General features: G+C 55.7%; 11 protein-coding genes, 4 tRNA genes and 1 rRNA gene. All 16 read left to right on the top strand.

Features of this window, described 5'->3' with window-relative positions:
- Nucleotides 1-77, top strand: a 5S ribosomal RNA gene (gene rrf, locus CXK96_RS21195); the annotation flags it as partial.
- A 114-nt stretch (nt 78-191) separates the two neighbouring features.
- The gene (gene birA / locus CXK96_RS19965) at nt 192-1157 is read left to right on the top strand and encodes a bifunctional biotin--[acetyl-CoA-carboxylase] ligase/biotin operon repressor BirA (protein WP_102838139.1); all 966 of its coding nucleotides are present in this window, start codon (nt 192-194) and stop codon (nt 1155-1157) included.
- A complete protein-coding gene (locus CXK96_RS19960; RefSeq protein WP_102838138.1) occupies nt 1147-1887 on the top strand; it encodes a type III pantothenate kinase in 741 nt (246 codons plus the stop codon). The genes birA and CXK96_RS19960 overlap by 11 nt, the downstream gene beginning before the upstream one ends.
- Before the next feature lie 10 nt (nt 1888-1897).
- Nucleotides 1898-2560 (top strand): SPOR domain-containing protein, encoded by a 663-nt coding sequence (locus tag CXK96_RS19955; protein WP_102838137.1) that lies wholly within the window; start codon nt 1898-1900, stop codon nt 2558-2560.
- 140 nt (nt 2561-2700) lie between these two features.
- A tRNA-Tyr gene (locus CXK96_RS19950) sits at nt 2701-2785 on the top strand.
- Between the two features lie 25 nt (nt 2786-2810).
- Nucleotides 2811-2884 (top strand) — tRNA-Gly (locus CXK96_RS19945).
- 24 nt (nt 2885-2908) lie between these two features.
- A tRNA-Thr gene (locus CXK96_RS19940) sits at nt 2909-2984 on the top strand.
- Between the two features lie 83 nt (nt 2985-3067).
- Nucleotides 3068-4261 (top strand): elongation factor Tu, encoded by a 1194-nt coding sequence (gene tuf / locus CXK96_RS19935; RefSeq protein WP_025240334.1) that lies wholly within the window; start codon nt 3068-3070, stop codon nt 4259-4261.
- A gap of 52 nt (nt 4262-4313) precedes the next feature.
- Nucleotides 4314-4389 (top strand) — tRNA-Trp (locus CXK96_RS19930).
- Nucleotides 4390-4431: 42 nt separating this feature from the next.
- A complete protein-coding gene (secE, locus tag CXK96_RS19925; protein WP_102838135.1) occupies nt 4432-4800 on the top strand; it encodes a preprotein translocase subunit SecE in 369 nt (122 codons plus the stop codon).
- A 9-nt stretch (nt 4801-4809) separates the two neighbouring features.
- Nucleotides 4810-5343, top strand: a complete 534-nt coding sequence (gene nusG, locus CXK96_RS19920) for a transcription termination/antitermination protein NusG (RefSeq protein ID WP_019342058.1) — start codon at nt 4810-4812, stop codon at nt 5341-5343.
- Between the two features lie 111 nt (nt 5344-5454).
- The gene (gene rplK, locus CXK96_RS19915) at nt 5455-5886 is read left to right on the top strand and encodes a 50S ribosomal protein L11 (protein ID WP_102838134.1); all 432 of its coding nucleotides are present in this window, start codon (nt 5455-5457) and stop codon (nt 5884-5886) included.
- Nucleotides 5886-6581 carry a 50S ribosomal protein L1 gene (gene rplA / locus CXK96_RS19910; RefSeq protein WP_102838133.1) on the top strand — a complete coding sequence of 232 codons (696 nt, stop codon included), beginning with the start codon at nt 5886-5888 and terminating at the stop codon, nt 6579-6581. Before rplK ends, rplA begins: the two co-directional genes overlap by 1 nt.
- Nucleotides 6582-6791: 210 nt before the next feature.
- Nucleotides 6792-7292, top strand: coding sequence for a 50S ribosomal protein L10 (rplJ, locus tag CXK96_RS19905; protein WP_102838132.1), 501 nt, complete (start codon nt 6792-6794; stop codon nt 7290-7292).
- 77 nt (nt 7293-7369) lie between these two features.
- Nucleotides 7370-7738: a 50S ribosomal protein L7/L12 gene (gene rplL / locus CXK96_RS19900; RefSeq protein ID WP_102838131.1), complete on the top strand. Its 369-nt coding sequence runs from the start codon at nt 7370-7372 to the stop codon at nt 7736-7738.
- 221 nt (nt 7739-7959) lie between these two features.
- Nucleotides 7960-12030, top strand: coding sequence for a DNA-directed RNA polymerase subunit beta (gene rpoB / locus CXK96_RS19895; protein WP_102838130.1), 4071 nt, complete (start codon nt 7960-7962; stop codon nt 12028-12030).
- The last annotated feature ends 43 nt before the right edge of the window (nt 12031-12073 follow it).

The following is a 12073-nucleotide window of genomic DNA, read 5'->3' as shown; positions in this document are numbered from 1 at the left end:
CCGAACTCAGTAGTGAAACGACGCATCGCCGATGGTAGTGTGGGGCTTCCCCATGTGAGAGTAGGTCATCGTCAAGCTTCTACACCAAACCCCCGATCTTCGTAAGAGGATCGGGGGTTTGTCTTTGAGTGCAAGAAAATCGATGTACCTTGGCGCTGGCGATCTTAATGCTACCGCGTGCAGGAGGGGTTATGAATAACTTGCTACGGTTACTCAGTGACGGTCGCTTCCATTCCGGCGAAGAGCTAGGGCTTGCACTTGGTGTAAGTCGGAGTGCAGTCTGGAAATATCTGCAGCGATTCGAGAGTGACTGCGGCCTTGAGCTATTCAAAGTGCCCGGGAAGGGTTATCGCTTAGCAGAGCCGCTTTCGCTATTAAATTACGAAGACAGTTTCGCTGTAGTGGATCGCCTTGGCTGGCGGCTCTATCTGCTCGAGACTACCGACTCTACTAATGCTGAGGCGTTAAGGTTGCTACAGTCAGGCGTGCCAGCGCCTTTTGTGGTAATGGCTGAGGGGCAGACTTCAGGGCGCGGCCGTAGAGGGCGCGAATGGGCGAGTCCTCATGCTCAGAATATTTATTACAGCTTAGCGTTGAAGGTTTCAAACGGTATTCAGGGCCTATCTGGATTGAGCCTGGTCGTTGGTCTGGCTGTACTACGTGCTCTTCGCCGCTTAGGTGTTGAAGGTGTGGGGTTAAAGTGGCCGAACGATGTATATGCGGACGGTAGGAAGATCGCTGGCATTCTGATTGAGTTAAATGGTGATCCGGCAGACGCATGTCATGTGATTATTGGGATTGGGGTGAATGTAAACATGAGGCCAGGATCCCTGAGCATCGGCCAGCCTTGGACGACTGTGCGCGAACAGACGGGGCGCTTGGAGAGTCGCGCTGACCTGTCGCAGTTTCTCAGTGAGTCCATGTATCACTATATAGACAGGCACTCCCGTGAAGGCTTCTCCTCCTTGCGAGAGGAGTGGGAAGCAAACAATATCTGGTACGGTAAGAGCTGTGTCTTAAGTACCGGCGCCCAGCAGGTTAAAGGTGTAATGAATGGTATTGATGAGCAGGGGGCGCTGCGCCTTTGGATCGAAGGGCGCGGAGAGCAGTGCTTTAGTGGTGGGGAATTAAGCTTGAGGCTCGATCATGATTCTTGAACTGGATTGTGGCAACAGCCTAATTAAGTGGCGCGTGATATCGGCTGCAGATGGGTCGTTGCTAGCCTCCAGTGTCACGAGCCAAGCGGCTGACCTGGCGCAGGAGTTGCTGGTCCATGGTGTTGGAAAAATTACTCGCTGCCGCTTGGTCAGTGTCAGGAGCGAAGAGGAAACCTGTGCGCTGGTAGATGTTCTATCTAGTGCATTGGGAGTGGAGGTGTTGAGGGTGTGCCCGGCCAAGGACGTCGCTGGGGTTACAAATGGTTATCGGGACCAGGGCCGCTTGGGGCTGGACCGTTGGTTGGCAATCATCGCTGCGTATGGCATGTGCCAAGGGCCGTGCCTGATCATCGACTTAGGTACTGCCGTCACCGTAGATTTGGTGGCCTGTGGGGGTGTTCACCTTGGTGGTTATATAGCGCCAGGCATCGCGCTTTTACGTGGTCAGCTGGTTGCGCATACACGTCGCATCCAGTACGAGCCTGCTGAGACTTCCGTTGCGTTGGGTGCCATTACACCAGGTAGAAGCACTGCTGAAGGTGTCGAGCGGGGTTGTTTGATCATGTTGCGAAGCTATGTCGCCAGTCAGATTGGCCTAGCTGAAGATCAATTAGGAAAAGACTTCACCATCTATGTTACCGGGGGAGACGCAGCGCTGGTTGCAGACCTTCCTGGGGTGAGATGTGTGCCGGATCTGGTTTTCAGGGGGCTTGCGATAGCGTGCCCCTAAAGAGGTATCTATGCGCTGGCTTTTAATGCTGCTGGTAGTGCTGAATCTCCTGTTTTACCTCTATAACCTTAACCAGCGATCTCCGCTCGTTGAGGAGGAGGTAAAGACGGCTCGTGCTTCTTCTGGGGCGGATCTAAAGCTGCTTAGCGAAACTAAGTCACTAGCGCCCCGTGTGTCTTCAAATGACGAAGACGCTGGCTGTCTATTTCTCGGTGGTTTCGACCAGGAGTCGATGGCGCTGGCCATTGAGCAGCGTTTACTGAGCCGGGACATCGATTCTCGCGTCAAGTCTGTCGATGAGGCTGCGGGCATCGATTACTGGGTATATTTGCCGCCACTGGTATCCCTGCAGGCATCTCTCCGTCAGTTGAGAGAGCTACAGTCCCGCAATATAGACAGCTATATAATCACGGTAGGTGATCTTTCTAACGGGATTTCCTTGGGGATATTCTCCCGCAGAGACTCGGCTGAAAGCGTTGTAAGCCGTCTTCAGGGGATTGATTATGCTGCGTCGATCCGCGAGCTGCCGAGAACCCATCGTAGCTATTGGGTGCAGGTGGTAGGAGCGCGACAGCATCTTCTTGGCGAGCCGTTGCTTCGCGATCTCATGAGAGATTTTCCTGAACTTGAGCATCAACAAATGCGCTGCTCAAGCATTGCAAACTTAGAATAGTTCTCATAGAATGGCGCCCGCTCCGCAGCTGAGCCTTTATGGCTAGTGGTGGGGCGGCTGTGGTACGAGCTAAGCTCAGGATTTTATTGAGAAAAAGCTTGACAGTGCAGGAGGGGGCATTGAAAATGCGCCCTCGTTTTGGAGGGGTTCCCGAGCGGCCAAAGGGATCAGACTGTAAATCTGACGTCATCGACTTCGAAGGTTCGAATCCTTCCCCCTCCACCAGTTTTCAGCGTCGGCTCAGGCTAGCGCGGGTATAGTTTAGTGGTAGAACCTCAGCCTTCCAAGCTGATGATGCGGGTTCGATTCCCGCTACCCGCTCCAAGTTTGTATCGCGCAACATGATGCGCTCATGTAGCTCAGCTGGTAGAGCACACCCTTGGTAAGGGTGAGGTCAGCGGTTCAAATCCGCTCATGAGCTCCAATCTCAAAGGCAGATATGTATATATCTGCCTTTGTTTTAATGGTGGCGTGACTAGCTCAATTCAACGATGGGAGACGGTCTCGATGGCTAAAGAAAAATTCGAACGTAACAAACCGCACCTGAACGTCGGTACCATTGGTCACGTCGACCATGGCAAAACCACGCTCACCGCAGCGCTGACCAAGGTCTGTGCTGAAACTTGGGGCGGCTCTGCGCGTGACTTCTCGCAGATCGACAACGCGCCGGAAGAGAAGGCTCGTGGTATCACCATCAACACCTCCCACGTTGAATATGATTCCTCGATCCGTCACTACGCCCACGTTGACTGCCCAGGCCACGCTGACTATGTGAAGAACATGATCACCGGTGCTGCGCAGATGGATGGCGCGATCCTGGTTTGCTCGGCTGCTGACGGCCCCATGCCGCAGACGCGTGAGCACATCCTGCTGTCCCGTCAGGTTGGCGTTCCTTACATCGTTGTCTTCCTGAACAAGGCGGACATGGTGGATGACGCTGAGCTGCTTGAACTGGTTGAGATGGAAGTGCGTGACCTGCTGTCGACCTACGACTTCCCGGGTGACGACACTCCGATCATTATCGGTTCTGCGCTGATGGCGCTGAATGGTCAGGACGACAACGAAATGGGTGTATCGGCCGTGCGTAAGCTGGTCGAAACTCTGGACAGCTACATCCCAGAGCCTGAGCGTGCCATCGACAAGCCGTTCCTGATGCCAATCGAAGACGTGTTCTCGATCTCCGGTCGCGGTACCGTTGTGACTGGTCGTGTTGAGCGCGGTATCGTCAAGGTTCAGGAAGAAATCGAAATCGTTGGTATCCGTGCCACGACCAAGACTACCTGCACCGGTGTTGAGATGTTCCGTAAGCTGCTCGACGAAGGTCGTGCAGGTGAGAACGTCGGCGTGCTGCTGCGTGGTACCAAGCGTGATGACGTCGAGCGTGGTCAGGTTCTGGCCAAGCCGGGCACCATCAAGCCGCACACCAAGTTCGAAGGCGAAGTCTACGTACTGAGCAAGGAAGAAGGCGGCCGTCACACTCCGTTCTTCAAAGGCTACCGTCCGCAGTTCTACTTCCGTACTACTGACGTGACCGGTAACTGCGAACTGCCAGAAGGCGTTGAGATGGTAATGCCGGGCGACAATATCAAGATGGTTGTCACCCTGATCGCTCCGATCGCCATGGAAGATGGCCTGCGCTTCGCGATTCGCGAAGGCGGCCGTACCGTTGGTGCCGGCGTGGTTGCCAAGATCATCGAATAATCGATTGATCTGATCTATTCGGGCCGGCATAATAGTCGGCCTGACTCTTGTTAGGCCAGTAGCTCAATTGGCAGAGCGGCGGTCTCCAAAACCGCAGGTTGGGGGTTCGATTCCCTCCTGGCCTGCCAAATTCAATATCGAGTTTGGCAGTATTTACAGGGTTCTAGCAGATGAATGTCAAAGCAGAAGCCAAAGACTCGCGCTTCGATCTGGTGAAGTGGCTTGTTGTGGCTGCTTTGGTGGTCGTGGCTGTGGTGGGTAATCAGTATTATGCCGCCGAGCCTATTCTGTACAGAGTTCTTGCTCTGCTCGTGTTTGCTGTTGTCGCTGCGTTTTTGGCGCTGCAGACGTCTAAAGGTCGTTCTTTCTTCATTCTTTTGAAAGAAGCGCGAGTCGAGATCCGAAAAGTCGTCTGGCCGACCCGTCAAGAAACCACTCAGACCACACTTATTGTTGTTGCGGTCGTGCTGGTGATGGCGCTGCTGTTGTGGGGGCTCGATTCCCTGCTCGGTTGGCTGGTTTCCATGATTGTAGGTTAAGGGTGTCCCGTGGCTAAGCGTTGGTACGTCGTTCATGCTTACTCGGGTTACGAGAAGCACGTGATGCGCTCGCTGATCGAGCGCATCAAGCTTGCCGGCATGGAGGATCATTTCGGCGAGATTCTTGTTCCCACTGAAGAAGTGGTCGAGATGCGTAACGGTCAGAAGCGCAAGAGTGAGCGCAAGTTCTTTCCGGGTTACGTTCTTGTTCAGATGGATATGGCAGAAGGCGCTTGGCACCTGGTAAAGGATACGCCGAGAGTGATGGGCTTCATTGGTGGTACCGCTGACAAGCCCGCGCCGATCACTGACAAGGAAGCAGAGGCTATTTTGCGTCGCGTTGCAGACGGTAGCGATAAGCCGAAGCCGAAGACGCTGTTTGAGCCCGGCGAGGTCGTGCGTGTTGCTGATGGTCCGTTTGCTGATTTCAATGGTGTTGTCGAAGAAGTCAACTACGAGAAGAGTCGCATCCAAGTTGCGGTGCTCATCTTTGGTCGTTCAACGCCGGTAGAGTTGGAGTTCAGTCAGGTCGAAAAGGTCTAGCTGAAATAGAATCCCGTACCCCGCAGCTGATGGCTGCGGGGTTTTGTTGTCACTGGGATATTCAAGTGAGCAGGGGAGCCGAAAGGCGTTAGCACCCAGAATGGAGTATTTATGGCTAAGAAGATTCAAGCTTATATCAAGCTTCAGGTAAAGGCCGGTCAGGCCAACCCGTCGCCGCCAGTTGGCCCGGCATTGGGTCAGCATGGTGTCAACATCATGGAATTCTGTAAGGCGTTCAACGCTCGTACTCAAGGCCAGGAGCCAGGTCTGCCAACACCGGTAATAATTACCGTGTACAGCGATCGCAGCTTCACCTTCGAGACCAAGAGTACGCCAGCTGCAGTTCTGCTGAAGAAGGCTGCTGGCATCAGCAGTGGTTCTGCTCGCCCGAATACTCAGAAAGTCGGCACTGTTACCCGTGCTCAACTTGAAGAGATTGCGAAGACCAAGAATGCCGATTTGACCGCTGCTGATCTGGATGCGGCTGTGCGCACCATTGCCGGCTCTGCCCGCAGCATGGGCCTGAACGTGGAGGGTGTGTAATGGCTAAGCTGACCAAGCGCCAGAAGACTTTTGCTGAAAAAATCGAAGCGGGCAAGCAGTACTCGTTCGAGGATGCCGCCACTTTGTTGGCTCAGCTGTCCGCAGTAAAGTTCACCGAGTCCTTTGATATCGCTATCAATCTCGGTGTTGATCCGCGTAAATCCGACCAGGTTGTGCGCGGCGCTACCGTTCTGCCTAACGGCACCGGCAAGACCGTTCGCGTCGCCGTCTTCACGCAAGGGCCGGCCGCAGAGGCTGCTCTGGCTGCAGGTGCTGATCGCGTTGGTATGGATGAACTGGCTGCCGAAATGAAAGGCGGCGACCTGAACTATGACGTCGTTATCGCTTCGCCGGATGCCATGCGCGTAGTTGGCCAGCTGGGTCAGATCCTCGGTCCTCGCGGCCTGATGCCAAACCCGAAGGTCGGTACCGTGACGCCAGATGTTGCGACTGCCGTAAAGAACGCGAAGGCCGGTCAGGTGCGCTTCCGTACTGACAAGAACGGTATCATTCATACATCGGTCGGCAAAGTTGGTTTCGAAGCTGGTCAGTTGAAGCAGAACGTCGAAGCGCTGCTCTCGGACCTCAAGCGTCTGAAGCCGTCCACTTCCAAGGGTATCTATGTCAAGCGCGTCACCCTGAGCACCACCATGGGTCCAGGCTTGATCATCGATCAGGCGTCGCTCGAGGCGTAAAGCATATTGCGCCCTGCTTGGCAGGGCGCGACTTATTGGGGTCCCTGCCTGGCGGGGGCTATCCAAGACCGTAGGCGACGGAAGTCTTAAACAGTAGAAGCTCTGCTTTTTCAAGCCTACGCAGAGGTGCTCCCGATTCGTACCGAATCAGACACCAAAACCCGTCCAGTTTCGATTGGGCGAACCGGTAACATCCAGGAGTAAGAACCCGTGGCAATCAAACTCGAAGACAAGAAAGCCATCGTCGCTGAAGTCAACGAGGCTGCCAAAGCTGCCCTGTCCGCTGTCGTGGCCGATGCCCGTGGCGTGACTGTGTCGGCCATGACCGGACTCCGTAAAGAGGCCCGCGAGGCTGGTGTATATGTGCGTGTAGTACGTAATACCCTGCTGCGCCGCGCTGTTGAAGGCACTCAGTACGATGTGCTCAATGACGTGTTCAAAGGCCCGACCCTTATTGCTTTCTCCAATGAACATCCGGGCGCTGCTGCTCGCATCTTCAAGGAGTTTGCCAAGGGTCAGGATAAGTTCGAGATCAAGGCAGCCGCATTTGAAGGTCAGCTCATAGCAGCCAACCAGATCGACGCTTTGGCAACTCTGCCGACCTATGATGAGGCGATTTCCCAGCTGATGAGCGTGATGCAAGGCGCTACCAGCAAGCTGGCTCGTACATTGGCGGCCGTTCGCGACCAGAAAGAAGCAGCCGCGGCCTAACGCGCGCGCAGCATTTTTCGATTTTCTTTTGAATTAGATGGCCGCAGGCCGTCAACTATATACAGGAATTTAGAGTCATGGCTCTGACCAACGAAGACATCATCAACGCCGTTTCTGACATGTCCGTGATGCAGGTTGTTGAACTGATCAAGGCAATGGAAGAGAAGTTCGGTGTTACCGCTGCAGCTGCTACCGTCGCTGCTGCCGGCCCGGCTGCTGCCGCTGCTGAAGAGCAGACTGAATTCAACGTCATGCTGCTGGAAGCTGGCGAAAAGAAAGTAAACGTGATCAAGGCAGTTCGCGAGCTGACCGGTCTGGGCCTGAAAGAAGCCAAGGCAGTCGTTGATGGCGCCCCAGGCGTGGTCAAGGAAGGCGTTTCCAAGGACGAAGCCGAAGCTGCTAAGAAAGCCCTGGAAGAAGCAGGCGCTAAAGTCGAGCTCAAGTAAGCGCGACCTTGCGTCTACAGCCGAAGCAACTCGCGTAAGGCTGATGGCTGGTGGCTTTTGCCACCGGCCTTTTTCCGTTATAGCTGCCTGTCGAGTATTCGGCAGTTTGAACGGAAGACAACCGCTCCGGTGGGCGGTGCGAATCACAGGATTCGCAAGATTTTCTGGCTGCTCCCGTCGGGAGAAGCCAAACAAGCAGGTGACCAAGCTGGGGAACGCTGATGGCTTACTCATACACTGAGAAAAAACGAATCCGCAAGGACTTTAGCAAGTTACCGCACGTGATGGACGTGCCGTATCTTTTGGCCATCCAGCTGGATTCGTACCGCGAATTCCTGCAGGCGGGAGCGACCAAGGATCAATTCCGCGATATTGGCTTGCATGCAGCCTTCAAATCCGTTTTTCCGATAATCAGCTATTCCGGCAATGCGGCGCTGGAGTATGTCGGCTATCGCCTGGGCGACCCGGCCTTTGACGTAAAGGAATGCGTGTTGCGCGGCGTGACTTTTGCCGTACCGCTGCGGGTAAAGGTTCGCCTGATCATCTTTGATAAAGAATCGTCCAGCAAGGCGATCAAGGACATCAAGGAACAAGAAGTCTACATGGGGGAAATCCCCCTGATGACCGAGAACGGTACCTTCATCATCAACGGTACCGAGCGCGTTATCGTGTCTCAGTTGCACCGTTCTCCAGGTGTCTTCTTCGATCACGATCGTGGCAAGACCCACAGCTCCGGCAAGTTGCTGTATTCCGCGCGTATCATTCCGTATCGTGGCTCGTGGCTAGACTTCGAGTTCGATCCGAAGGACGCTGTTTTCGTGCGTATCGATCGTCGCCGCAAGCTGCCTGCTTCGGTGCTTCTGCGAGCGTTGAATTACGGCACCGAAGAAATCCTCGATGCGTTCTACGACACCAACGTGTTCCACGTTAAGGGCGAAACGCTAAGCCTTGAGCTGGTTCCACAGCGTCTGCGCGGCGAAATCGCCTCGTTCGATATCACCGACGAGAACGGCAAAGTGATCGTTGAGCAGGGTCGCCGCATTACCGCGCGCCATATCAATCAGCTCGACAAGTCCGGTATCAAAGCGCTCGACATGCCTATGGACTACGTCCTGGGGCGCACCACGGCGAAGGCTATCGTGCATCCGGCGACTGGAGAAATCATTGCCGAATGCAACACCGAGCTGACCGTAGAAGTGTTGGCTAAATTGGTCAAGGCACAAGTTGTTCGGTTCGAGACCTTGTATACCAACGACATCGATTGTGGTCCGTTCATTTCCGACACGCTGAAAATCGATTCGACAACCAACCAGCTCGAAGCGCTGGTCGAGATCTATCGCATGATGCGTCCTGGCGAGCCGCCAACCAAGGACGCTGCCGAGACGCTGTTCAACAATCTGTTCTTCGCATCAGAACGCTACGATCTGTCGGCCGTGGGCCGGATGAAGTTCAACCGCCGTATCGGTCGTACCGAGATCGAAGGTTCGGGCGTTCTCAGTCGCGAAGACATCGTTGCAGTATTGAAGACGCTGGTCGACATTCGTAACGGCAAAGGTGTAGTCGACGATATCGACCACCTGGGCAACCGTCGCGTCCGCTGTGTTGGCGAGATGGCTGAGAACCAGTTCCGTGTCGGTCTGGTGCGCGTAGAGCGTGCAGTCAAGGAACGTCTGTCGATGGCCGAAAGCGAAGGCTTGATGCCGCAGGATCTGATCAACGCCAAGCCGGTTGCGGCGGCGGTGAAGGAATTCTTCGGCTCTAGCCAGCTGTCACAGTTCATGGATCAGAACAACCCGCTGTCGGAGATCACGCACAAGCGTCGTGTCTCCGCGCTCGGCCCGGGCGGTCTGACCCGTGAGCGCGCAGGCTTTGAAGTGCGCGACGTACACCCGACCCATTACGGCCGAGTGTGTCCGATCGAGACCCCTGAAGGTCCGAACATCGGCCTGATCAACTCGTTGGCGGCGTATGCCCGTACCAATCAGTACGGCTTCCTGGAAAGCCCGTACCGCGTTGTAAAGGAAGGCGAAGTCACCGACGAAATCGTGTTCCTGTCGGCGATCGAAGAAGCGGACCATGTGATCGCGCAGGCCAGCGCCAAGCTGGACGGCCGCAAGTTGGTCGACGAGCTGGTTGCTGTTCGTCATCAGAACGAATTTACGGTTAAGGCACCGGAAGACGTGACCCTGATGGACGTTTCGCCAAAGCAGGTCGTTTCCGTTGCTGCTTCGTTGATTCCATTCCTCGAGCACGACGACGCCAACCGCGCGTTGATGGGCTCGAACATGCAGCGTCAGGCTGTACCGACGCTGCGTTCGGACAAGCCGCTGGTCGGCACCGGGATGGAGCGCAACGTAGCCCGTGACTCCGGCGTTTGCGTTGTTGCTCGTCGTGGCGGCGTGATCGATTCGGTCGACGCAAGCCGTGTGGTTGTGCGTGTGCATGATGCGGAAGTTGAAACCGGTGAAGCCGGTGTCGACATCTACAACCTCACCAAGTACACCCGCTCCAACCAGAACACCTGCATCAACCAGCGTCCGCTGGTGAGCAAGGGTGATGTGGTCGAGCGCGGCGACATCATGGCAGACGGCCCATCCACTGACATGGGCGAGTTGGCGCTCGGGCAGAACATGCGCGTCGCGTTCATGCCCTGGAACGGCTACAACTTCGAAGACTCCATCCTCCTGTCGGAGCGTGTGGTTCAAGAAGACCGTTTCACCACCATCCACATTCAGGAGCTGACTTGCGTTTCTCGTGATACCAAGCTCGGCCCAGAAGAGATCACGGCGGACATTCCGAACGTGGGCGAAGCTGCGCTGAACAAGCTGGACGAGGCGGGCATCGTTTACGTTGGTGCTGAAGTAGGCGCTGGCGACATTCTGGTAGGCAAAGTCACGCCGAAAGGCGAAACCCAGCTGACGCCAGAAGAAAAGCTGCTGCGTGCGATCTTCGGTGAGAAGGCTTCTGACGTTAAGGACACCTCTCTACGCGTGCCGACCGGCACTAAGGGTACTGTCATCGACGTCCAGGTGTTCATTCGTGACGGTGTTGAGCGTGACTCCCGTGCGCTGGCCATCGAGAAGATGCAGCTAGACGAGATCCGCAAGGACCTCAACGAAGAGTTCCGTATCGTCGAAGGTGCGACATTTGAGCGCCTGCGCTCCGCTCTTGTTGGCGCGACTGTCGAGGGTGGTGCCGGTCTCAAGAAGGGCGCCGTCATCACTGACGAGATGCTCGACGGTCTTGAGCATGGGCAGTGGTTCAAGCTGCGCATGGCCGAAGACGCACTGAACGAGCAGCTGGAAAAGGCGCAGGCCTATATTTCCGACCGCCGTCAGCTGCTTGACGATAAATTCGAAGACAAGAAGCGCAAACTGCAGCAGGGCGATGACCTGGCGCCAGGCGTACTGAAGATCGTCAAGGTTTACCTGGCGATCAAGCGTCGCATCCAGCCGGGTGACAAGATGGCGGGTCGTCACGGTAACAAAGGTGTCGTCTCGGTCATCATGCCGGTTGAAGACATGCCTCACGATGCCAACGGCACACCTGTAGACATCGTATTGAACCCGCTGGGCGTACCTTCGCGTATGAACGTCGGTCAGATTCTCGAAACCCACCTGGGCCTTGCCGCCAAGGGTCTGGGCGAGAAGATCAACCGCATGCTGGAAGAGCAGCGCAAGGTCGCGGAGCTGCGCAAGTTCCTGACCGAGATCTACAACGAGATCGGTGGCCGTCAGGAAAATCTGGACGAGTTCAGCGACCAGGAAGTGCTGGATCTGGCCAAGAACCTGCGCGGTGGCGTGCCGATGGCAACCCCAGTATTCGATGGTGCCAAGGAGCGTGAGATCAAGGCCATGCTGAAGCTGGCGGATCTACCGGAAAGCGGCCAGATGCAGCTGTTCGATGGTCGGACGGGGAACAAGTTCGAGCGTACGACCACCGTCGGTTACATGTACATGCTCAAGCTGAACCACCTGGTCGACGACAAGATGCACGCGCGCTCCACTGGTTCCTATAGCCTGGTCACCCAGCAGCCGCTGGGTGGTAAAGCGCAGTTCGGTGGTCAGCGTTTCGGGGAGATGGAGGTCTGGGCCCTGGAGGCGTACGGTGCCGCCTACACCCTGCAGGAAATGCTCACGGTCAAGTCGGACGACGTGAACGGACGGACCAAGATGTACAAGAACATCGTGGACGGCGATCACCGTATGGAGCCCGGCATGCCGGAATCCTTCAACGTGTTGATCAAAGAGATCCGCTCGCTCGGTATCGACATCGATCTGGAAACCGAATAACCACGCACCGCCTAAGCGACGCCCGGTATCAGCCGGGTGCCGC

The organism is Stutzerimonas stutzeri, from assembly GCF_002890895.1.
In the GTDB taxonomy this organism is placed as follows: Bacteria; Pseudomonadota; Gammaproteobacteria; order Pseudomonadales; family Pseudomonadaceae; genus Stutzerimonas; species Stutzerimonas stutzeri_AB.
This window is presented reverse-complemented; position numbering and strand designations above follow the sequence as displayed.

Bases quoted from the DNA above. Each gene is read 5' to 3' on its own strand.
- CXK96_RS19960 (WP_102838138.1), top strand. From the start codon at position 1,147: ATGATTCTTGAACTGGATTGTGGCAACAGCCTAATTAAGTGGCGCGTG.
- CXK96_RS19955 (WP_102838137.1), top strand. From the start codon at position 1,898: ATGCGCTGGCTTTTAATGCTGCTGGTAGTGCTGAATCTCCTGTTTTAC.
- rplL (WP_102838131.1), top strand. From the start codon at position 7,370: ATGGCTCTGACCAACGAAGACATCATCAACGCCGTTTCTGACATGTCC.
- rplK (WP_102838134.1), top strand. From the start codon at position 5,455: ATGGCTAAGAAGATTCAAGCTTATATCAAGCTTCAGGTAAAGGCCGGT.
- birA (WP_102838139.1), top strand. From the start codon at position 192: ATGAATAACTTGCTACGGTTACTCAGTGACGGTCGCTTCCATTCCGGC.
- secE (WP_102838135.1), top strand. From the start codon at position 4,432: ATGAATGTCAAAGCAGAAGCCAAAGACTCGCGCTTCGATCTGGTGAAG.
- rplA (WP_102838133.1), top strand. From the start codon at position 5,886: ATGGCTAAGCTGACCAAGCGCCAGAAGACTTTTGCTGAAAAAATCGAA.
- tuf (WP_025240334.1), top strand. From the start codon at position 3,068: ATGGCTAAAGAAAAATTCGAACGTAACAAACCGCACCTGAACGTCGGT.
- rpoB (WP_102838130.1), top strand. From the start codon at position 7,960: ATGGCTTACTCATACACTGAGAAAAAACGAATCCGCAAGGACTTTAGC.